Origin of the sequence: Blautia sp. AF19-1 (assembly GCF_003479155.1) — a bacterium.
In the GTDB taxonomy this organism is placed as follows: Bacteria; Bacillota; Clostridia; order Lachnospirales; family Lachnospiraceae; genus Fusicatenibacter; species Fusicatenibacter saccharivorans.
Genome location: NZ_QUGQ01000008.1, coordinates 39,942 through 60,526 on the forward strand (window position 1 = coordinate 39,942; position 20,585 = coordinate 60,526).

The window sequence follows — 20,585 nt, forward strand, 5'->3', positions numbered from 1 at the left end:
TGGCAGCTTACTACAGACGAAAACGAGGATTTTTATGGAAAACTTATACGACGTTATCATCATCGGCTCCGGCCCGGCGGGTCTTTCTGCCGCGATTTATGCGAAACGCGCAAAGCTCTCCTCTCTTACGATTGAGGCAAACTTTGCAAGCGGCGGCCAGGTGCTGAATACCTATGAAGTAGACAACTATCCCGGCCTTCCGGGCATCAGCGGCATGGATCTCGGAAGCACGCTGCGCGCACACGCTGAAAAAATGGGCGCGGAATTTTCCCGCGAGCGTGTGAAGGAGCTTGTTCTTGACGAAGAGATCAAGATTGTCCGCACGAGAAAAAATGAGTATCATGCCAGAACGGTCATTCTTGCAACCGGTGCGGAGCACCGCGCGTTAAATGTACCTGGTGAAAAGGAACTCTCCGGCATGGGCGTCTCTTACTGTGCAACGTGTGACGGCGCATTTTTCAAAGACAAAACCGTTGCCGTTATCGGCGGCGGCGATGTCGCCGTGGAGGATGCGATTTTCCTTGCCAGAACGTGCAAAAAGGTTTACGTGATCCACCGCCGCGATGAACTGCGGGCAGCCGGTGTTCTCCAGGATGCACTGCTGGCACTGCCGAATGTGGAAATGGTGTGGGATACGGTTGTGGATTCCATCGAGGGAAACGAGATGGTGTCCGGCGTGAAGGTAACGAACAAAAAGGCAGGAGAAGCCGGTATGATCACGGTAGACGGCGTGTTTATTGCCGTCGGTATCGTTCCGGTCTCCGCACTGATCGCAGGCACCGTAGAAACCGATGAGGCTGGCTACATCAAAGCCGGCGAAGACGGTGTGACGAGCGTGCCGGGCGTGTTCGCCGCAGGCGATGTCCGCACGAAGCAGCTCCGTCAGATCATCACGGCAGCCGCCGACGGCGCGAACTGTGTGACTTCGGTAGAGAAATATCTGATCAGCCACTGATGGCTTCTTTCGAATAGAATACGGCAAAAGCAGGCATTCTTCGTATTGTACGGAGAACTGCCTGCTTTTTTCTGTTTTTCCGTAGTTTCTGAAATCTGAAAAACCTTTCATGTCAGTCGTATAAAACTTTAAAACCTCTTTTGTCGAAATTGCACAAAGAAACCGGGTTTTTTCCACACGGGCCAATTTTATAAACATCTCGTCCACAAGTTATCCACATAGTTAACCACCGAAAACATGCCTAAAAACAAGTTATACACCGAGTTATCCACATTATCCACGAAAAACGGTGTGGAAAGCATGTGTTTAAATCTTGCGAAATCAGAACGCGTGTTTTGGTCATAACAGAGAAAACCGTTATTTCACCAAAAGATTTTACAAAGCACTTGACTTTTTAAGTGTCAATCTCTGTTGGTTTTTGACTTGAATTGTGTGAATTTTTCGTACAATTTAATATTACATTTTTCGTGTTCTTTTGCTGTTTTTACAATGGCTGCAAAAAGAAAATCTCCTGTTCGGAAAACAATTGTTTCGTTCCCAGACAGGAGATTTTGATTGGATTTTTCTTTGTTTTACTCTGCCAGCTTTCCAAGCCGCTTTGCTTCTGCCCTCAGCTCTTCGATCCGGCGGTTGCACATGCCCACCGGGACGCCGGTGTCGATGACACGTTCACAGCTCTTCATCAGCTCGCAGGCGCGGGCAAATGCCTCGTCGCCGATCTCCTGAAACGGTGCTTCGGTTACCGTCTCCATCGCCAGAATGCGGGCGAGCTGGTAATCGATATCGTTCGTATACAGGACGCCTGCCGCAAACGGGACATTTTCCTTCTGCAGTTTCCGGAACACCGGGATTCCCGTTCCGCCGCCTGCGAGGACAAAGACGCGCGGTGTTCCCTCCGGCCGCGGCAGCTCGATGCTTCCGAAGCACGGGTCAAACGAACCATTGTCAATCTCGTACAGTTCGCGGATGATATCCTCGCGGAAAATTGTCTCCGGTGCGCCGAAATGGGAAATAGCATCGCCCTTGACGCAGATGATCTTATCTGAAATTTTCTGTGCCAGATCGATCTCATGCAGCGACATGATGACGGTGATGCCCTTCTCCTTTGCCATGCGGCGCAGAATCGCGAGCAGTTCCAGCTTGTGGCGGATATCGAGGAAAGAAGTTGGCTCGTCGAGGATGATGACCTCCGGCTCCTGACAGATCGCACGCGCAAGAAGCACTCTCTGGCGCTGGCCGTCGCTGATGGCGTTGAAATCGCGGCCGCCGAGCTCTTCGGCATGAACGGCGCGCATCGCCTTCTCGACCTTCTCCTCATCCTCGCGGGTCAGCATGCCGAGCCGTCCGGTGTACGGATAGCGGCCCGTTGCCACGATATCGTGGCAGGTCATCAGCTCCGGCTTCATGCGCTCCGTCAGCACAACGGCCATCTTCGTGGACAACTCGCGGAACGAAAGCTCATGCAGGTTTTTCCCATCAAACTCCACATTTCCGCCGACCAGCTTTAACTGGCGGGTGATGCTTTTCAGAATCGTTGATTTACCGGAACCGTTCGGTCCGATCAGCGTAACGATCTCGCCTTTTTCGATGCTGATGCAGATATCTTTGATCAGCGGCTTCTTATCATAGCCGACCGTCAGGTGGTCCAGATGAAAATAATATTCATTCATATTCTCTTACCCCCTTTTCCGGCGCAGCATCATGAAAATGACGACCGGCGCACCAAAGATCGATGTGACCGTACTGATGGACAGCTCCAGCGGTGCAAACGCCATACGCGCGATCAGGTCGCACATCATACAGAAGACGGCTCCGCCGAGGAACGTTCCCGGGATTACGACGAGCGGACGCGATGTGCCGAGGCTCTGTTTAACGAGGAACGGGACGGCAATGCCGACAAACGAAATCGGACCGGCAAATGCGGTGACGCATGCGGAGAGAATACTCGAAAGCAGAATCAGCGCGATGCGGAATACTTTGATGTTGACACCCATGCTCTGCGCATACGCCTCACCGAGCTGGTATGCACCGATCGGTTTTGCCATCAGGAACGTGATGACAAAGGTGATGCCGATCACAGCCGCAGAGATCGCTACGTTGCTCCAGCTCATGCCGGAGAAGCTTCCCTGTGACCAGCCGTGGAGGTTGACGATATCGGAATCCTCCGCGAAGGTGACAACAAAATCCGTGACCGCCGAGCAGATGTAACCGATCATAATACCGCCGACGAGAAGTCCTGCCATATTTTTGATCCGTCGGGACATCAGCAGAATGAAGCCGACGGAGAGAAGGGATCCTAAGAATGCTGCAACAATCATCGTGTAAGATGTGATATTGCGCGCCCACTCCAGATAAAAGATCATGGTCAGCGCCACGACCATTTTGGCTCCCGAGGAAATTCCAAGAACAAACGGACCGGCAATCGGGTTTTCAAAGAAAGTCTGTAAAAGGAAGCCCGACAGGGACAGAGCACCGCCTAGGATTGCCGCCATCAGAATACGCGGAAGGCGGATTTTCCAGATAATATTGTACGCTTTCCCCTCTCCGGTCCGCCGCAGCAGAATCCGGAAAATTTCCGGAATCGAAATATTTACGTTTCCGGAATTGATATTCAACACGGTGATGGCGGCGAACGCCAGAATCAGCACCAGGAACACAGCGGCATACCGCGAACGGCGCCGGAAGTTTTCCATATGGAAACTGTTCTCTTTTCCTGTCATATTTTTTTTCTCTGACATACGTTCCTCCATCAGGATAATTTTCTTAAGAATACCATCTGATCCGGATCGCCGCCCGTTACCAGAAGGTTAATGTCGTTGGTAAACTGTGCAATTTTATCGGTTGCCTGATACATGGATTTCTCGGTTGTCCAGACGTTGCCCTCTTTGACTGCTTTGTAATCGGCAAACATGGAATCCTTTGCCAGCAGGTCGTCCAGGGTTTTGACGGTGGAATCGATGCTTGCGTTGTAGATCAGATAGTCCGCATCTTCGGCCGTATCGTAGAACTGCTCCATCGTGATCGGCACGGATGTTTTTCCGCTGTCGTCCTGGAGATCACGGAAGGCGTTGCGCGCACCGCCAAGCTCGATCATGTTGGAAATATAGTCCTCCGGGTTCCGCACAACGGCAGCTCCGCTCGTATTAATATAGAAGAAAGCGACCGTTTTTTCGGTATTCTGGAAATTCTTCAGATTTTCCACAACACTTGCCTGATTTGCAAAGAAGTCGGCTGCCTCCTCCTCTTTGTCCAGCATGGCACCGTAGAGTTTGATCCATTCGGTTCTGCCAAGAGGCTGGGATTCGTAGCTGGAACGGTCGATGAAGACCGGAATATCGAGCATCTCGATCATCTCCTGTACCTTCGGGGAATGGAGGATCATCGTGGATTCAATGGCCAGATCACAGTTCTCACTGACCAGAAGTTCGTAATCCGGCTCACTGTATTTTCCGGCGAAGATCATCGTTCCGGCATTCATCGCGTCAACGGCATCCTGTACGTACCAGTTGTCTGCGGTTTCACCGGAGAGACGAATCGTATCGAGGGAGTCGATGGCATCGAACAGCGCCATCGGAGAGGTTGCTGCCATGTAGATGCGTTCCAGCGGCTGATGGATTACAATTACGTCGGAATCGAGGTCATCCGGCGCCTCTTTTCCGTCCGGGACGAGCAGATACTGCGCGCCGTCTTTGACATCGATCAGTTTATAGCCGTCTGTGCAGTAGTATACGTTAAAGCACTCGGCGTAATTCAGGACCATCTTGCTCTCGATGGTGATTCCGGTGATGTCCGGTGCGTCGCTGACATCGTCTGTCGTTGCGAAACCATCCGCGGATGCGGTATCACTCCCGGAGGTGCTGCTCGCAGCAGTGGCTTCGGAGGTGCTTTCACTTTCAGCCGTACTTTCCGAGACGGATGTGCTCTCCGTCTGGCTTTCGGAAACGTCTGCTGCGGATGCTGTGGATGTGCTGCTCTCAGAAACTGCCGAAGTGCCCGACGCGGACGATGTGCTGCTTCCCGTTGATGCGGTGCTGCCGCAGGCCGTCAGTGACATCGCTGCTGCAAGAAAAAGTGCAGCCCATTTTTTCAGCTTTCTTTCGTTTTTTCCTGTCATTTGATATTCCTTTCTTAAAGAAAAAGCCGCTGCCATACGGCAGCAGCCCTTTCTCATTTTTTGCTGCAAATTATTGTACTTATTTATTCTCTTCTGCCTTTACCATCTGCTGGAACAGCTCGTTTGCCTGATCCTCGCATCCGAAGATCACGCCGTAGACTTTCAGCCACTCTGCTTTCGCAAGATCGGTCTTCTCGTCTGCGGAACGGTCAACCAGCATCGGAATGGTCAGGGTTGCCAGACGCTCTGCGGTGTCGGACAGACGCTCATTTTCCTCTTTCAGAAGTTCTTCCGGAGTCTTGTCTTCGTCTGCTTTCTCATCCGTTGTCTTATCGTCTTTATCGTCCTTCTGATCCTCAGCTTTGGTATCTGCGGTCTCGTCGGCTGCATCAGCATCTTCCTCATCTTTTGCATTTCCCGGAAGGAACTCAGACGGAAGAATTGCAAAATCGATTTCGTCTTTTACCAGAGCTTTGTAGTCCAGATCATCGAATGCTCCGTCGAAGGAGATTTTTTTGTTTTCCATTGCTTTTGCAATGTTTTCGATCTGGCAGTCTTTCTGCTCCATGCCGACTGCTTTGATGCTCTCTGCTGCGTCTAACTGCTCATCGAGAAGTTTCAGGGCATCCTCAGATGCTACGTATGTTTTCTCAACCGGAAGCTGGATCACGATCATATCTTTGTCCAGTCCTGCCGGAATCTCAACATCTTTCGGAACGATCAGATATTTGACAACATTGCCTTCGTACAGCTCTTTTGTCTTTTCGGTCAGATCTTTCGCTTTCTCAGTGCTGGTTTTTTTGGAATCGGATGCTGCTGCCGCTTCTTCCTCGTCGGTTGCTGCTGCGGTATCCTCTGCTGCTGCGGTATTGGTATCTTCTGCTTTCTTGTCGTCCTCGGTCTGTTTCTCCGGATCACGCTCGGTATCTTTTGTCATATCGATCTCCAGCAGGGTGATGCCTTCGTCGTAATGATACATCTTGAAGTACTCTGCGTAAGCAAGTTTTGTCTCTGCTTTGTATTCCAGTCCCATGATCTCCGGAGCGGTGGTATCCAGCTTGGAGTTATCGGTGCTGATCGTGGAGATTGTTCCGTCTGCTTTTACAAATCCTGTGCTGGAAGAAGTGCTGCCGCCCTTCTTTGCTGCTGCCAGGGAGATGAAGATGTTGTAGGAAATCTCATGGGCAACGGACATTCTGGTGGTCATACCGATGATGGTATTGTTCTTGTTCAGCTCAACCGGAATGGTGAAGATGCTGCTTCCGCCGCTGACATTTGCCATGTATTTATTTCCGTTTGCTTTTACATATCCGTAGTACGGACTGCTGAATGCGATCGTTGCATAAGCCTGTCCGTTCGTTACAGTAATCTTGCTGCAGGAGATGGTTACCTTTCCGGATCCGCCGGAGAAGGAGAATCCGTCTGGTGTGTAAACGCCATCTGCCAGTGTGGTTGCACTGTCTACTTTGGATGTGCCGCCGCTTAAGTCAGACTCATATTTGGATTCCTGCTCCGGTTTGGTATCGGCCGGTTTCTGGGTCGGTGCCGGAGTCGGGGTGCTGGTCGGTTTTACAACCGGTGTCTCAGATGGAGATACGGTTGGGGTCTTGGTCGGAACAATGGTTGGTTTCGGATCGTTGGAATCATCCGACGGCAGATCTCCGGTCTTTTTCAGGCTGGAGGATGCGATCGTGATGGTTCTGTCAAACCATTTGCCGCTCTTTACTGCGTGAGCTGCCACTGCCAGGCCCTGATCCAGTGCTTCTACCGGAATTTCAAACTGCAGTCCTGTTTTTGTCTCGCCGTTTAAGGTGTACTCACCTTTTCCTTTGGATGCAATCCATGCACTCTTATCTGCTGCTGCATCTGCTGCTGTTCCCAGATACAGGTAATTGTAACCTACTCCGCTTAAGGTGATAAGTGCTGTCATTTTTCCATCTTTTGCAGTCAGTTTTACTTTGACTACTTTAAACATTGCTGCACCAGTCTCAGCAGTTGCTTCGTAGATACCGTCTGCAATTTTGTTTGTCTCATCTGCCGGAAGATCTGAGGTCTTTTTCAGACTTGCTGATGCGATGGTGATGGTTCTTGCATACCATTTGTCCCGTTTTTCAGAATGGGATGCAACGGTAAGCGGCTGATCAAGTGCTGCTACCGGGATTTCATACTGCATTCCGGTTTTGGTCTGTCCGTCATCGGTCGTATAATCCGCTGTTCCGATGCCCGCGATCCATGCGCTCTTATCTGCAGCAGCTGCCTCTTCCGGAGTTCCCATATACAGGTAGTCATAAGCAACACCGCTTAAGGTGATCTTAGCTTTCATATCACCATCTTTTACGGTCAGCTCCACAGCCACTACTTTGAACATCTGAGCACCCGTCTCGGCGGTTCCGCTGTAAATGCCATTTGGAACTTTAGATGGCTCCGGGGTCGGCGTTGCGGTTGGTGCCGGGATCTCAGTCGGTTCCGGGGTTACGGTCGGTTCCGGGGTTGGTGTAACATCTGGTGTTTTCGTTCCCGGAATCACAAAGTAAAGCTGCTGTTTCGTATACCAGGTTCCGTCTTTCTTTCCAAGAACAATCGGAACGGTTGTGCCGGCTTTGTCAGCATCTACTTCAAACGCAAAGGAAAAACCGTCGTTTGCTTCCTGCATTCCCTGAATAACCGGTGCTTTTGCAAGGTCATCATTATTTCCAAAATACAGTTTATCAAACGATGTGTTGTTTGTTTTCAGGGTAAGAACAAGTTTGTCGCCCTTGTTGATCATGGTTGCCTCAGAGATGAGGAACATTTTGAATGCTTGACCGTTGTCCTTTACAACAGGTGCTTCTACGCTGACTGGTGTCTCGGAAGAATCATCGCCTGGTGTTTCACTCGGGGCCGGGGGCTCGGTCGGTTCCGGGGTTACGGTCGGGATTGCAGCGGTGCTGTGGATCGTAACAGTTTTATCAGCCCATGTTTTTTTCTTGGCTGAGCGAACGGCAACATCCATCTGTTTGTCAAGCTCTTCCACCGGAATTTCAAAACGATATCCGGTCTTTTCTGCACCGGTCTTCGTATCCGTATAGGTTTCGCTTCCTGTCGGAGCAATCCAGCTCTTTTCATCTGCTGCGGCAGCTTCTGCTGCTGTTCCCGTATACAGGTAATCATAGCCGGTTCCACTCAGCAGAATGGATGCTTTCAGTTTTCCATCTTTTACGATGAGTCTGGAAGAAATCACACGGAACATGCTTCCGGTTGCTTCTGCAGAAGTCTCATACTCACCATCTGCCGGTTTTGCTGCTTCCGCTGCTTTTGTTTCTTTCTCCTCGGCTGTATTGGATGCCTCATTTTTGGTTGTTTCTTTTACTTCCGTTTTCGGCTGTTCTGCCGCCGGACTGGTATTCTCTTTTACAGCATCTTTGGTTTCTTCTTTTGCCGGTGTTTCTTTTTTAGCATCCTGGGAAGTCTCATCTGCTGCTTCCGGCTCTTTTTCTGTGGTATCGGCAGTCTCTTCACCGTCTTTTGCAGTGTCCTCTGCAGTATCTTCCGAAGCATCCTCATCTGCAGATGGTGTCTCGGTCTCGTCAGATCCTGCCGGTGTCTGATCCTCTGCAGGCGCAACCGGTGTTTCCGTCGGCTCTTCTGCCGGAGTCTCTGCAGTGCTTTCACTGCTCTCGGTTTCTGCCGGTGTTGTTTCCGGTTCTGCCGTCTCTGCTGTTTCTTCGCTCTGCAGCGCTTCCTCTGCGGCTGCGCTGCTTTCTGTCTGTGCTGCTTTTTCCTGCGTATCTGCTAATACGCTGGCAGTCGGGCTCATGATCATGGACGCCGACAGCAGCAGTGCCAGAAATTTGCTTGAATTTCCTTTCATAACTTCTCCTTTTCTTCGGATATCCTTCGCGCATCTGCTCCGGATTCCGTCTGACTTTTTCAGGCAGCTGGGCGGTGCCTGTCCCCGTCAATGATGTCTCCCTGCAAGTAATCTTGTTTTTGAGGACACATTTTTTCTGCGAAAAGACAAACAGACATCTGCTTTTTCTGCAAAAGAGTTTCTCCACCGAAGCTCTTTTTCGGACGCATGGCGACAAAAAAGCAGATGTCCGATTTTGCTTCGTACATCTTTCCATGAATATATGCTTTCATCGGAAGCGATTCACTAACCTTTCCAGCAGGTTTCCTGACTCGCAGATCTTCACGGCAGCCGCGCCTTCTCATGCGTTTCGCACAATGGCATTTCTGCAGCTAACACTCCCTGCTTACAGTGACCGGATCGCTCAGGATTTCCACCTGATTCCCTTTTATCTTCGCGGATTCTTTTTCAAATCCGTTCCGCACTGAAAAGTCCCTTATTTCATTCGTTACTGATTATAGCAAAGCCGTTTTGGAAAGTCAAATGAAAGGCCACGGAAAAAGCGCATAAAATCAGCATTTTTTACATACTTTATGATAACTGTCCGCACCGGAGCCTATTCTATGAAACCAGCTTCTCTGCACCGCCGCATCCTGTTCCCTCTGCTTCTGTGCGGCGGACTTCTTTTCGCCCTGCTGTTCTGGTATTTTTCCCCGTTCTTTTCCCCTGGTGAGAACCGCCGGTTTTCCGCGTATGTGGAGGAACGGTTCCACTCCGAGGTAACCTCTTCTGCCATCACGCTCCACTATACCCTCGCTGATCCGGCTTCCCGCGGAATTGCCCCCGGCACCGCCTCGTTCGGCACGGTTTCCATCCCTTACCGCACCTCGTATGATGCCCTGCTGCAGAGTGTGGAAACAACGCTCACATCCTTTCATCGAAACCGCCTCTCCGCGGAAAATCAGATCACGCTCGATCTTCTGCTCTACGAGCTGGACTGCGAGAAAATGCCGGGCAGCACCAGCCTTCTTGCGGAACCGCTCGGTCCGTCGCTCGGGATTCAGGCACAGCTTCCCATTCTGCTCGCGGAGTACCCGTTCCGCACACAGCAGGATATCGCCGACTACCTCCATCTCCTGCAGGATCTACCGCGCTATTTCTCCGACCTCATCGCACTCGAGCAGGAAAAATCCCGGCAGGGCATGTTTCAGAATGACCTTGCGGTCGATGGCATTATCCGCCAGTGCAGTGCTTTTCTCGCCGACGCGGATACACCGGAAAGCCATCTGCTCCACACCGTTTTTCAGAATAAACTGCAGGCGTCTTCACTGTTTTCTGAGGCGGAAAGGAATCTCTGTCTGCAGACGCATGAAAAACTCCTTACCTCCTGTGTTTTTCCCGCCTACCGCTCTCTTTCCGATGCGCTTTCTTCACTCCGCGGCAAAGGAACGCAGAACGCCGGCGGTCTTTCCCGGCAGGAAGACGGACTTTCCTACTATGCGTATCTTCTCCGCAGCCGCGTCGGTGTTGACGCTTCACCGGAGGAGCTGACCCGCCTTTTAACACAGCAGCTTGCGGACCAGTGTGCCGAAATGCAGATCATTCTCGATCAGAATCCGTCGCTCTCCCTCTCCGAGCAGGCGCTCGTGCTGCCGTTCTCCACGCCGGAGGAAATGCTTGCCGATCTGCAGAATGCCGTTTCTGAAGATTTTCCCGTTCTTTCGGGTATCGCATACGAAGTAAAGACCGTGGATGACTCCCTCAAGGATTTTTTAAGCCCCGCCTTTTATCTCACACCGCCCGCCGATATCAATTCACCCAACTCCATTTACCTGAATCCCGCGGATGAGATGACCGGCATCGAACTGTATTCCACACTTGCCCACGAGGGCTTTCCCGGCCATCTGTACCAGACCGTCTCGTTCTCGCGCTCCGACCCGCTTCTGATCCGCCATCTCTACGCGCCGTCGGGTTATGTGGAAGGATGGGCAACCTACGTTGAATCATATGCCTGCCGCTACGCCGCACGTAATCTCGATGCAAACACGCAGGCGCTCTGCCGTCTCTGGTATCTGAACCGCTCGGTGCATCTTACCCTCTGCTCGCTGCTGGATCTCGGAATCCACAGCCAGGGATGGCTCCTCTCGGATGCGTCAGCCTTTCTGGCGCAGTTCGGCATCACGGATGCGTCGGCCGCTACCTCTTTATATCAGTATATTCTCGAGACACCGGCGAACTATCTGAAATACTGTGTCGGATCGCTCTCGTTTTCGCAGCTCCTCTCGGAAGTGCGGGAACAGGAAGGTGACTCATTCTCATTGATCGGTTTCCATGAAAAACTGCTCCGTCTCGGGCCTCTGCCGTTTCCGCTCGTAGAAAAATATCTGTAAACGGTTCGCCCTGCTGAAAAAAAGATCCCACAGACTTTCTTCTATAAATAATAGAAAGTTCTGTGAGATCTTTTTCATTTTCAAAATTCTTTAACCTAAATTGTAAAGAGATGGATCTGTCGGACGCTGCGGATCAATAACAGAGGCAGAATCAAACAGATCGCTTGTTCTGTCCTCGCCGCCTCCGTAGAGGTTCTGGTACAGACGGTATCCATCCAGGTTTCTTCGTCCCATACGCAGGTAATTGTCTCTTACCTGAACGAAATACTGGGAGGAATCTACGTTGCAGTAGATGTTGAAGCCCTGACTCTTTAAGTAAGCAAACTTCTCATTGTCCATCGTGTAATCGTGCCAGTCGGAAAGATCCTGTCCATGTGCAAAGATGATGATATCGCTTCCGCCGATGAGCGGTGCAACATACGTCAGCCATTTCTCGGTATCCGCCTGGATCGTCTCGATCGGTTTGTCGCCGACACGGATATGGCCCCAGGTATGGCTTGCGAATGTCCAGCCGTCTGCTTTGATCGCATCGGCTACTTTTTTCGCCTCCTCGCACTCTTTATCCCAGTCGAAATCCGGGTGTGCATCAAGCCATGCTACCTGATCATCCGTCAGATCTTCTCTCGTCTTGTAATCACCGTCGGTGCGGTATCCAAGGATTCCATCGTAGCCGGTCAGTGCTACGGTTCCGCGCGCATTGTGGTATACGGCATCCGGATGCGCTTCGATAAACTGATCCATCAGCGGGATGCAGTCGTAAGCACCGGTCACAACAGTTCCGTCATCCTGAATGTATTCGCAGGTCGGTTTTCCGTCGTCGCCGACTACCATCTTGCTGGCAATGCCGCGTCCGTCGTAAGAGTGGTAATAGGAAAGGTCATCCAGAGAAAGAACGAATGCTTTCTTGCCCTCCGGCAGGTAAATGTCCCCTTCCTCGTAATGAACGGTTCCGTCATCATCTACGGTCTTTTTCACGAGATCGTTGATCGAAACCATGACATATCCTCTGTCGTACATCTGCTGGGTGATCGCGTTGAACTCATCCACGGTGGTCATCCACTGGCAGAAGCCTGCGGTCTGTGCGTTGTCCTGATAGAACGCTTTCTGCGGATCGACTACAAGAGAATGATAGAAAATGTGGGTTACTTCGTTGACGTTGACGCGCACACAGGCATCTCTCGTGCTGGTGTACTCTGCTACTTTTGTGATGATATCCGCGTCGGTCGCTGCGCCCTCTACGCTCTGGAGCTTTTCAATGGCTCCATCGTAATCGTATGTCTGCGCAAGTGCATCGGCTTCCGCCATAATCTGTGCTTTCGTTGTCGGCGCTTCAGCACTTCCCGTGCTGTCCGACGATACGGAACCGTCCACCTCTGCTGTTTTCTGATCCTCTTTTTCCTGTGCTTTCTGCTGGATTTTTTCTGTTCCTCCGGCCAAAGCCCAGATTCCAATGCCGAAGATGACAAGCAGAACACATAGAATTCCTGTTTTGATCATCAGCGCACGCTTCCGCTTTCTTCTTCGGAGCTCCTTTTTACTGATGTTTTTTTTCTCACTCATTTTTCCTTCCTCCCAAAACAGCTTTTGCTTTTCTGGCAAATATTACAGTTTTACCGGACTGACAGAAATTCAGCCCGGACTCTGCTCTTTCTATTTTAGCTCAAAATACCGGTTCTGTCGAGTAGGTTTCCGGCAGGTTAAGAGAAATGTAAGAAAACCGGTAACGCTCTTTCTTTTATGCGCGCTGGCCGTGTGCCTCATACATGAGAACGGCGGATGCAATCGCTGCGTTTAACGACTCCACTTTTCCTTCCATCGGAATACGGATCAGGCACTCGGCGGCCTCTGCCATTGCATCAGTCAGGCCGTTTCCCTCATTTCCGATCAGGAATGCCGTTCCTTTTGTGTAATCCTCCTCGCGGTAGGAATGCACGCCATGCAGATGTGCCGCGTACGTACAGATCTTCCGCGCTTTTAAGCCTTTTACAAATCCGACCGCATCGTCGACGATCAGAAACGGCATACGGTAGATCGAGCCCATCGTCGAACGGATCGTTTTCGGATTGAAGATATCCGCGGTACCGCGGCTCATGATGATGCCGGTGACTCCTGCGCCCTCTGCGGTGCGGATGATTGTTCCAACATTTCCAGGGTCCTGCAGATCCTCAAGTACCATCAGAAGCGGTGTCTTTCCGTTGTCCATCACCTCCTCTTCGGTGTAATGCGGCATGCGGATCACACTTAAAACACCCTGCGGCGTCTTCGTGTCGCACATGGACTGGAACACGCGGTCGTCCACTACTTCGTATTCTGTCCCGTCGGACGGCATTTCATGCATTTTGCTGCCGCTCTCAGACACATATACTTTTTTCAGCCATTCCCGCGGCGCTTCCTGGAACATTTTCCAGCCCTCCGCCACGAAAACGTCCTGCTCCCGGCGTTCTTTTGCTTTTTTGTTCAGCGCAATAATGTTTTTTACCTGTGCATTGCTGCTGCTTGTAATCATGAATGGTCCCCTCATTTCCTGTTTTTCATCAATTTGGCAAGTTCTTTGTTTTCGCCGATCAGAATCAGCACTTCCTCTGCGCGGAGCAGCGTCTTCGGATTGACCGTGACACGGATGTCTTCCCCGTCCTTGACGGCGATTACGTTGATACTGTATTTCTTCCGCAGATCCAGCTCCTCGAGGTTATGCCCCGTCCACTCTTCCGGCACGGGAAGCTCTACCATGGAGAACGAATCCGACAGCATGAAGAAGTCCTGGAAGCCACCGGAAATCAGGCTTTTTCCGAGGCGGATGCCCGTCTCACTCTCCGCCATCACGACGCGGTCCGCGCCGACTTTTTTCAAAATATTGGCATGCATCTGGCTCATGCCCTTTGCGATGACGAGCGGCACGCCCGCCTCTTTTGCCTGCAGGGTGGCGAGGATGCTCGACTCCATATTTTCAGAGATGCCGACGATCACGACATCCATGTTGCTGATGCCAAGCGATGCAAAAACACGGCTGTCGGTGATGTCCGCGCGCGCCGCATAGGTAACAAGATCGGCAATTTCCTGTACCGGCTCAGCGTCTTTATCAACGGCAAGCACTTCTTTTCCTGCCTGCGCAAGTGTCGTTGCTACAGAAAAACCAAACTTTCCAAGTCCAATGACTGCATACTGTTTACTCATTTCTTTTCCTCGTTTTCTGAAATCTGTCCTGTTTTTTATTTTCCCAACTATCCAATCAGAATCCGCTGCTCCGGTCTCTGAATATCGACATCTTTTCTTCCTGTTCTGCGGCGCAGTGCGACAGCCAGCGTCACCGGCCCGATTCTTCCCATAAACATAACCAGAATAACAATCACCTTTCCCATAAAAGGAAGCGTCGGCGTCAGGGAACGGGTGAGGCCCACCGTTGCAACCGCAGAAATAATTTCATACGTACAATCCAGCAGCGGGCTTCCGGTTACGGAAATCAGCAGCACGGTGGCAGTAAAGACTGTCGTCAGTACAAAAAAGAAAATGACGACAGCGGTACGGATATTTTCTTCCATCACTTTCCGCCCCCAGGCCACCGTATCTGAGTCTCCGCGAATATAGGAGGCAACCAGCACAACCAGAATGGCAACCGTTGTCGTCTTAACACCACCTGCCGTTCCCATCGGGGAGCCACCGATGAACATGAGAACCATACTTACCATTGCAGAGCTGTCCGAGAAATCAGCCTGCGGGATCGTCTCAAAACCTGCCGTTCTTGTCGTCACGGACTGAAAAAAAGCCGCCATGACCTTCTGCGCCGGTTTCAGGCTGCCAAGTGATGGCGCGTGATTCCAGTCCAGTGCAAGAATCAGCAGTGCTCCACCGAACACCAGAATCATGGTTGTCGTTAAAACCAGTTTCGTATGAAGCGTGAATCCTCGCACAAAATTTTTACGGGGCCGTTTTCCCTTCACAAGCTCCTGCACCCGCTCCATAACTTCCCACCAGACGGGAAAACCAAGACCGCTCAAAAGAATCAGTCCCATCGTCGTAAAGTTTATCAGCGGGTTCGTTACAAACGGAGCAAAAGAGGCTTCGCCAACGAGATCGATTCCCGCATTACAGAAAGCGGAAACGGCGTGAAAAATACTGTAGCCGATTCCCTTCCAGAAGCCATACTCCGGCACAAACCAGAAGCTATACAGAACCGCCCCCGCAATCTCTACGGTTGCTGTTCCAATCAGAAGCCGGCGCACGATGCCCACACTGCCCTTTAAAACCGGCAGATTATAGGTATCCTGAATTAATTTCCGGCTCTGCAGACTGATTTTCCGGCGCAGGATCAGAAACACCATCGTCAGGCACGCCATGATGCCAAGACCTCCGAACTGAATCAACCCGAGGATCACAATTTTTCCAAAGGTACTCCATGTCGTCGCCGTCGGAACGGTGACAAGGCCCGTCACGCAGACAGATGTCGTTGCGGTAAACAGGGCGTCGAGCCAGTAAACGCTTTTCCCGTCCGCCGCAGAAACCGGCAGGCAAAGAAGAATCGTTCCCAGCAGGATTACCGCCGCAAATCCCAGCATCATAATCCGCTCCGCCGGTGTGTGCCATTTATTTTTGCTTTGTTTTTCGGCCATCGCTCCTCCTATTCTGCCGCTTCATTTTCTGCTTCACTGCTGTAGTAGAGCTTTCCGGTCTCACTATCCGTCACGGTAATATCCGCAAAATATTCCCCGCAGGAACCCTCACACTGGTAATAGACGTCAAACGAAACCGTCATGTCATCTTCTCCTTCCAGGTATTCCGCGTGAACCTGATTTTTCGCGGTCCCCGTCGTTCTGCTCCACACTTTATCATCCGCAAGAAGCTCCTTTTTGATCTTCACAGGAAATTCACTGGATGCAATTTCGTGCTGATTGGACTCGTTTTTGATCCGGTAATAGAGATTCATGTACAGCCCGTCATCTTCCTCATGGAAAAACCAGCCGTAGATATCATCCTCCGCAACAATCGTCGGCTGGATCAGCTCAGCGTTTGTTTTGGTCGTGAATGCATTCATCTCATGCGTAAACTCATTCTGCATCCGGCGATGCTTCATCAGCCAGCTGCCTTCCTTCACACCGGCCGCAGCCACGGCAAGAACGACAGCGCCGATGCAAAGGCCAATGATTTTCTTTTTTGTCATTATTTAATTTCCCCTTTTCTTTTTGAAATACAAAAATAAGATACCCCTAAGAACATACTTATGAGTATCTTATCAGTTTGCACATATAAAGTCAACGGAGCCAACCCGATCCAGCCTGCTGTTTCTGCCTCACCGAGTGCTTCTGCTACCATAAGCCGGCTGCTGCGGTTTGTAGAAAAGCTACGGAATCTGTGCTTTTTATTCTACATGAAATTGAGGGAAGATTGTGTTAAAGTTGCGTAAAATACGTTCTCAGGTTTATGCACTCGCAAGCACAAGCTCTCTTGTCTCCACAATCACGATCTCATCGATCGACACATTCAGTACCGCTGCCAGCACGACCAGGTTGTCGATTGCCGGCATGGCGGTGCCGTGCTGCCACTTGTAGATTGCCTGCGGGGTGGTGAAACCGAAAATTTCCTGCAGGTCGCGGACGGTAAGGCCTGCCTGCTGCCGCAGTCTTGTAATGTTTCTTCCTGTTGCTTCCATATCAATTGACGGAATTGCCATCATTTTTTTCTTCCTCCTTCTTGCGGAGGAATTTTACTGGTTTCCTCCGCCTCTATTCTGATGCTTTGAAATTGTAAACGGGACGCAGCACCTCCACGACATCGACCGATGCACGGACTATATCGAGAATGTCATCCAGTGATTTGTACGCCATCGGCGCCTCGTCCAGGGTATGTTCGTTGACGGAAGTCGTATAGATTCCCTCCATGCTCTTCCGGTATTCCTCCAGTGCCAGGGTTTCCTTCGCTTTTTTGCGCGACATCAGCCGTCCGGCTCCGTGCGGGGCAGAATCGTTCCACTCCGGATTTCCTTTTCCGACGGCGAGAATACTGCCGTCGCGCATATTGATCGGAATCAGCACTCGTTCTCCTTTGTGCGCTGCGATTGCGCCTTTTCGGAGTATCATCTCGTTTGTGTCGATATAGTTATGAATCGTGTGGAACGCATCGGTGCCTGTAAGGCCGGTTCGTTCCAGCAGGATTTCCGCCATTTTTTCCCGGTTCCGGCGTGCAAACTGCTGGCAGATCTCCACGTCGTGCAGATAGGCTTCCAGATATTTTCCGGTCAGATAGCAGAGATCCTCCGGCATCTGCGCTTCGTCCGGTTTCCACTGCAGCTGTTTTAACGCCTCCTGGATTTTCTTTCTGCGGCCCTGCTCTTTGTAGGTGCGTATGAGCTCCTCGCGTTTTTCCAGGTACTCGTCATAACCGCGGTCCAGCCGCACTGCCAGATTCTGGTAATACTCTGCCACCTGTTTTCCGAGATTCCGCGAGCCGGAATGGATGACGAGATATTTTGTGCCGTCGGCGGCTTCATCGATCTCGATAAAATGGTTGCCGCCGCCTAAGGTTCCAAGCGACCGCTCCAGGCGTTTTGTGTCTTTTAATTCCCGGCTGCAGGCAAGTGTCATCAGGTCAAAACGTTCCTGTCTCCCCTCCCAGACATTCATGCCAGACGGGATAACATGTGCCGCCTCGTCGATTTTTGCAAAATCAAGTTCGGCTCTTCCAAGATTTACGGTGTACATGCCGCACCCGATGTCCACGCCAACGACGTTCGGCACTGCCTTGTCACGGATAGTCATCGTTGTTCCGATCGTACATCCTTTTCCCGCATGCACATCCGGCATGATGCGGATCCGCGAGCCTTCCGTCATCGGATAATCGCACATGCGGCGGATCTGCTCGATGGCTTCCTCCTCTACGACCCTGGCATAGCAGATGGCTGTATTTACTTTTCCTTTGATTTTGATCTGATCCATTCCGGGTTTCTCCCTTCTCAATTTGTTCTGATATAAAAATTTAATAGAAAAAGCCACCTATCCCATGTGTTCAACATAAGATAAGCGGCTCCTCTTCGTTCGTATCCAGTTGTCTGATGCGGTCATCTAATTTGATCCTCCCGTATCATATTCCACAGAATCCGTTCTGTCGCTTTTCTCAATTGAACATATCAAAACAAAGCCACGCTGTTTGACGACAAACGTTGCTTCTGGGGTATGTTCTAAATTGCGGTAGCCAAAACGTATTCCTGCTGACATCTGTTTTTCCTTTCCAAAACCTTTTTAACCGGTTCTTTTTCTGCTTTTTCTTCACTGTATCACAAAATAACGATTTTGTCATTATACCAGCGGTTTAATCTTTCTCGGATTTCTCTGTATTTGCTTCGGAAACGAGGAATATCCCCGTCAATGACGAGGATATCTTCGATGCTTGTGTTTAATAATCTGCTTAAAATGAGAAAGTTGTCCAGACTTGGCAGGCACTTGCCGGAAATCCATTTATAGACCGCCTGTGGATTTTCAAAACCCATGGCATTCTGAATGTCTCTCACGGTGTATCCGCTTTCACGAAGAAGGGATTTGATGCGGCTGCCAGTTTCTTTCTGCTGGATTGACAAATAAATTGGTTCCATCCTGCACCTCCATATGTTTAAGCCATCCCGAAACACAGTTTTATCTTATCATCCGGTACTGGAAAAATCCAGTTTTTTCTTCCTGTTTCTACACAACCCGAATGATCTGTTCATACAAAAGGATTTTCTTTTCATCTACATTCCGATTGTCATGTGCTGCAAGATTGTTCCGTCCCTCTTCCATCTCTTCTTCGGATGCAAGCTCCTCTTTCCACCAGCTCAGGTGATTGATCCGGTACGGCTTCCAGCCGCGGTCAAAAATCTCATCTCAACGACTCTCTTGCATATGCGCTTTCCTTTTTACCGGAAGAAGATGTTTAGCTCTCCTGTTTCTTTTCTTCTATCAAATGATGATTCAGCCATTTTCCTGATTTGAACCGGATGGTAAAGAGAATGGACCGCAGGCTCCAGTCTGCCGCCATGCCGATCCAGACGGCGATCGGGCCGAATCCCCATACGCGGCACAGATAAATGCAGAGACTCACACGGCACAGCCACATCGTACAGCAGGACGTGATCATGGAGAATTTTACATCCCCGGCAGCCCGCATGCCGTATCCCGGGACAAACGCCATGACCCAGCAGAGTGGCTTTACAATCGTGATAAAGATCATCATCTGCATGCAGAGCTTTGCACTCTCTGCCTCCATACCGCCGATTATCGTAATCGGTTTTGTCAGCACAAATACCAGCAGACAGCTTGCAACGATAACCACTTCTGACAGCCAGCACAGTTTTTTAATATAGTAGATTGCTTCATCCTTCCGGCCCGCGCCGAGACACTGACCGACTACCGTCATCAGTCCGATGCCGACACCAATCGCAGCGACACCGTTCAGGTTCTCAAGGATGTTCGTCATCGCCTGCGCGGCAATGGCAACCGTGCCAAGTGTGGACACAGTGGACTGAATCGCCAGCTTTCCAAACTGGAACATACTGTTCTCGATTCCCGATGGAATACCGATGAACAGTATTTTTTTGATCAAACCAAAGTCCGGCCGAATGGAAAGATACTGCTTCACAAAAATCGGTCTGCTTTCATCCCGAAGCTTCCACAGTACGACAACCGCACAGAAAATACGCGAAATTAAAGTCGAAATCGCGGCTCCTTCGACACCCATATGGAAGCCGAAAATAAGAATGGCATTTCCGCCGATGTTCATAAAGTTGGAAATCACCGAAATCACCATCGGACTGCGGCTGTTGTTCTGCGCCCGCAGAATGGATGCGCCCGCATCGTAAAGACCGATAAACGGGAATGACAGCAGCGTAAACAGGAAATACACCTGTGAATTTTTCATAACATCCGCTTCCACTGCCCCGAAAATCACACGCAGCAGCGGAACACGGAAAATCAGGCAGCCCGCGGATAATGCGACGGACAAAACTGTCATAACAAAAAGCACCTGTTGTGCCGAACGGATTGCTCCATCCCGTTTTTCGCTTCCAATATACTGCGAACAGAGAATCGCTCCTCCTGCCGCCAGCGCAGAAAGCGCCTGAATGACTAAGATATTAATGGAATCCACCAACGAGACTGCCGAAATTGCGGCAGACCCGACATTGCTGACCATCATCGTGTCGACAGTTCCCATCAGGGAAGAAAGTAACTGTTCAATGATGATCGGAATTAAAAGCTTGCGAAGATCCGTGTTACTGTATAAATGAGTTTGTTTTGTTGTAGTTTTCATTGTTTTTACTTCTGCATGACCTCATCT

General features: G+C 50.6%; 17 protein-coding genes and 1 riboswitch. Of the genes, 2 read left to right on the forward strand and 15 right to left on the reverse strand.

Annotated features, from left to right (window positions below; genetic code table 11):
* The first annotated feature begins 34 nt into the window (after positions 1-34).
* Positions 35-955 carry a thioredoxin-disulfide reductase gene (gene trxB, locus DWX26_RS06955; RefSeq protein WP_118601130.1) on the forward strand — a complete coding sequence of 307 codons (921 nt, stop codon included), beginning with the start codon at positions 35-37 and terminating at the stop codon, positions 953-955.
* A 572-nt stretch (positions 956-1,527) separates the two neighbouring features.
* Here the strand turns inward: trxB and DWX26_RS06960 are convergent.
* The 5 genes from DWX26_RS06960 to DWX26_RS16730 form a co-directional block, all read right to left on the reverse strand.
* Complete coding sequence (locus tag DWX26_RS06960; protein WP_118601131.1) at positions 1,528-2,625, reverse strand: ABC transporter ATP-binding protein; 1,098 nt, start codon at positions 2,623-2,625, stop codon at positions 1,528-1,530.
* 6 nt (positions 2,626-2,631) lie between these two features.
* Positions 2,632-3,693, reverse strand: coding sequence for a FecCD family ABC transporter permease (locus tag DWX26_RS06965; protein ID WP_243030568.1), 1,062 nt, complete (start codon positions 3,691-3,693; stop codon positions 2,632-2,634).
* A gap of 11 nt (positions 3,694-3,704) precedes the next feature.
* A complete protein-coding gene (locus DWX26_RS06970) occupies positions 3,705-5,069 on the reverse strand; it encodes an ABC transporter substrate-binding protein (RefSeq protein WP_243030570.1) in 1,365 nt (454 codons plus the stop codon).
* 79 nt (positions 5,070-5,148) lie between these two features.
* Positions 5,149-8,919: a hypothetical protein gene (locus DWX26_RS06975; RefSeq protein ID WP_118601132.1), complete on the reverse strand. Its 3,771-nt coding sequence runs from the start codon at positions 8,917-8,919 to the stop codon at positions 5,149-5,151.
* A 59-nt stretch (positions 8,920-8,978) separates the two neighbouring features.
* Positions 8,979-9,167, reverse strand: a complete 189-nt coding sequence (locus DWX26_RS16730) for a hypothetical protein (protein ID WP_147398329.1) — start codon at positions 9,165-9,167, stop codon at positions 8,979-8,981.
* A gap of 31 nt (positions 9,168-9,198) precedes the next feature.
* Positions 9,199-9,402: riboswitch (cobalamin riboswitch) on the reverse strand.
* 119 nt (positions 9,403-9,521) lie between these two features.
* Between DWX26_RS16730 and DWX26_RS06980 the strand changes: the two genes are divergently transcribed.
* Positions 9,522-11,288 carry a DUF885 domain-containing protein gene (locus DWX26_RS06980; RefSeq protein ID WP_158580592.1) on the forward strand — a complete coding sequence of 589 codons (1,767 nt, stop codon included), beginning with the start codon at positions 9,522-9,524 and terminating at the stop codon, positions 11,286-11,288.
* Between the two features lie 90 nt (positions 11,289-11,378).
* On the opposite strand, the gene DWX26_RS06985 is transcribed toward DWX26_RS06980, so the two are convergent.
* The 10 genes from DWX26_RS06985 to DWX26_RS07025 all read right to left on the reverse strand — a co-directional run bounded on the left by DWX26_RS06985 (position 11,379) and on the right by DWX26_RS07025 (position 20,558).
* Positions 11,379-12,848 carry a hypothetical protein gene (locus DWX26_RS06985; RefSeq protein ID WP_022461704.1) on the reverse strand — a complete coding sequence of 490 codons (1,470 nt, stop codon included), beginning with the start codon at positions 12,846-12,848 and terminating at the stop codon, positions 11,379-11,381.
* 175 nt (positions 12,849-13,023) lie between these two features.
* The gene (locus DWX26_RS06990) at positions 13,024-13,794 is read right to left on the reverse strand and encodes a TrmH family RNA methyltransferase (protein WP_055228546.1); all 771 of its coding nucleotides are present in this window, start codon (positions 13,792-13,794) and stop codon (positions 13,024-13,026) included.
* An 11-nt stretch (positions 13,795-13,805) separates the two neighbouring features.
* The gene (locus DWX26_RS06995) at positions 13,806-14,462 is read right to left on the reverse strand and encodes a potassium channel family protein (RefSeq protein ID WP_055228547.1); all 657 of its coding nucleotides are present in this window, start codon (positions 14,460-14,462) and stop codon (positions 13,806-13,808) included.
* Positions 14,463-14,509: 47 nt separating this feature from the next.
* On the reverse strand, positions 14,510-15,895 hold the full coding sequence (locus DWX26_RS07000) for a TrkH family potassium uptake protein (protein ID WP_055228548.1): 1,386 nt from the start codon (positions 15,893-15,895) through the stop codon (positions 14,510-14,512).
* 8 nt (positions 15,896-15,903) lie between these two features.
* Positions 15,904-16,443 (reverse strand): hypothetical protein, encoded by a 540-nt coding sequence (locus tag DWX26_RS07005; RefSeq protein WP_055220204.1) that lies wholly within the window; start codon positions 16,441-16,443, stop codon positions 15,904-15,906.
* Positions 16,443-16,595 carry a hypothetical protein gene (locus DWX26_RS16735; RefSeq protein WP_158555015.1) on the reverse strand — a complete coding sequence of 51 codons (153 nt, stop codon included), beginning with the start codon at positions 16,593-16,595 and terminating at the stop codon, positions 16,443-16,445. The genes DWX26_RS07005 and DWX26_RS16735 overlap by 1 nt, the downstream gene beginning before the upstream one ends.
* Positions 16,596-16,701: 106 nt before the next feature.
* Complete coding sequence (locus DWX26_RS07010; RefSeq protein ID WP_117510109.1) at positions 16,702-16,956, reverse strand: helix-turn-helix domain-containing protein; 255 nt, start codon at positions 16,954-16,956, stop codon at positions 16,702-16,704.
* Between the two features lie 49 nt (positions 16,957-17,005).
* Entirely contained in the window at positions 17,006-18,214 is a 1,209-nt protein-coding gene (locus DWX26_RS07015) for an RtcB family protein (protein ID WP_118601134.1), read from the reverse strand.
* 338 nt (positions 18,215-18,552) lie between these two features.
* Positions 18,553-18,867, reverse strand: coding sequence for a helix-turn-helix domain-containing protein (locus tag DWX26_RS07020; protein ID WP_022461712.1), 315 nt, complete (start codon positions 18,865-18,867; stop codon positions 18,553-18,555).
* A 317-nt stretch (positions 18,868-19,184) separates the two neighbouring features.
* Complete coding sequence (locus DWX26_RS07025; protein WP_118601135.1) at positions 19,185-20,558, reverse strand: MATE family efflux transporter; 1,374 nt, start codon at positions 20,556-20,558, stop codon at positions 19,185-19,187.
* Between the last annotated feature and the right edge of the window lie 27 nt (positions 20,559-20,585).

Excerpts from the sequence above, each read along its gene's own strand:
- trxB (WP_118601130.1), top strand. The coding sequence starts at position 35 with ATGGAAAACTTATACGACGTTATCATCATCGGCTCCGGCCCGGCGGGT.
- DWX26_RS06960 (WP_118601131.1), bottom strand. The coding sequence starts at position 2,625 with ATGAATGAATATTATTTTCATCTGGACCACCTGACGGTCGGCTATGAT.
- DWX26_RS06965 (WP_243030568.1), bottom strand. The coding sequence starts at position 3,693 with ATGTCAGAGAAAAAAAATATGACAGGAAAAGAGAACAGTTTCCATATG.
- DWX26_RS06970 (WP_243030570.1), bottom strand. The coding sequence starts at position 5,069 with ATGACAGGAAAAAACGAAAGAAAGCTGAAAAAATGGGCTGCACTTTTT.
- DWX26_RS06975 (WP_118601132.1), bottom strand. The coding sequence starts at position 8,919 with ATGAAAGGAAATTCAAGCAAATTTCTGGCACTGCTGCTGTCGGCGTCC.
- DWX26_RS16730 (WP_147398329.1), bottom strand. The coding sequence starts at position 9,167 with ATGTACGAAGCAAAATCGGACATCTGCTTTTTTGTCGCCATGCGTCCG.
- DWX26_RS06980 (WP_158580592.1), top strand. The coding sequence starts at position 9,522 with ATGAAACCAGCTTCTCTGCACCGCCGCATCCTGTTCCCTCTGCTTCTG.
- DWX26_RS06985 (WP_022461704.1), bottom strand. The coding sequence starts at position 12,848 with ATGAGTGAGAAAAAAAACATCAGTAAAAAGGAGCTCCGAAGAAGAAAG.
- DWX26_RS06990 (WP_055228546.1), bottom strand. The coding sequence starts at position 13,794 with ATGATTACAAGCAGCAGCAATGCACAGGTAAAAAACATTATTGCGCTG.
- DWX26_RS06995 (WP_055228547.1), bottom strand. The coding sequence starts at position 14,462 with ATGAGTAAACAGTATGCAGTCATTGGACTTGGAAAGTTTGGTTTTTCT.
- DWX26_RS07000 (WP_055228548.1), bottom strand. The coding sequence starts at position 15,895 with ATGGCCGAAAAACAAAGCAAAAATAAATGGCACACACCGGCGGAGCGG.
- DWX26_RS07005 (WP_055220204.1), bottom strand. The coding sequence starts at position 16,443 with ATGACAAAAAAGAAAATCATTGGCCTTTGCATCGGCGCTGTCGTTCTT.
- DWX26_RS16735 (WP_158555015.1), bottom strand. The coding sequence starts at position 16,595 with ATGGTAGCAGAAGCACTCGGTGAGGCAGAAACAGCAGGCTGGATCGGG.
- DWX26_RS07010 (WP_117510109.1), bottom strand. The coding sequence starts at position 16,956 with ATGATGGCAATTCCGTCAATTGATATGGAAGCAACAGGAAGAAACATT.
- DWX26_RS07015 (WP_118601134.1), bottom strand. The coding sequence starts at position 18,214 with ATGGATCAGATCAAAATCAAAGGAAAAGTAAATACAGCCATCTGCTAT.
- DWX26_RS07020 (WP_022461712.1), bottom strand. The coding sequence starts at position 18,867 with ATGGAACCAATTTATTTGTCAATCCAGCAGAAAGAAACTGGCAGCCGC.
- DWX26_RS07025 (WP_118601135.1), bottom strand. The coding sequence starts at position 20,558 with ATGAAAACTACAACAAAACAAACTCATTTATACAGTAACACGGATCTT.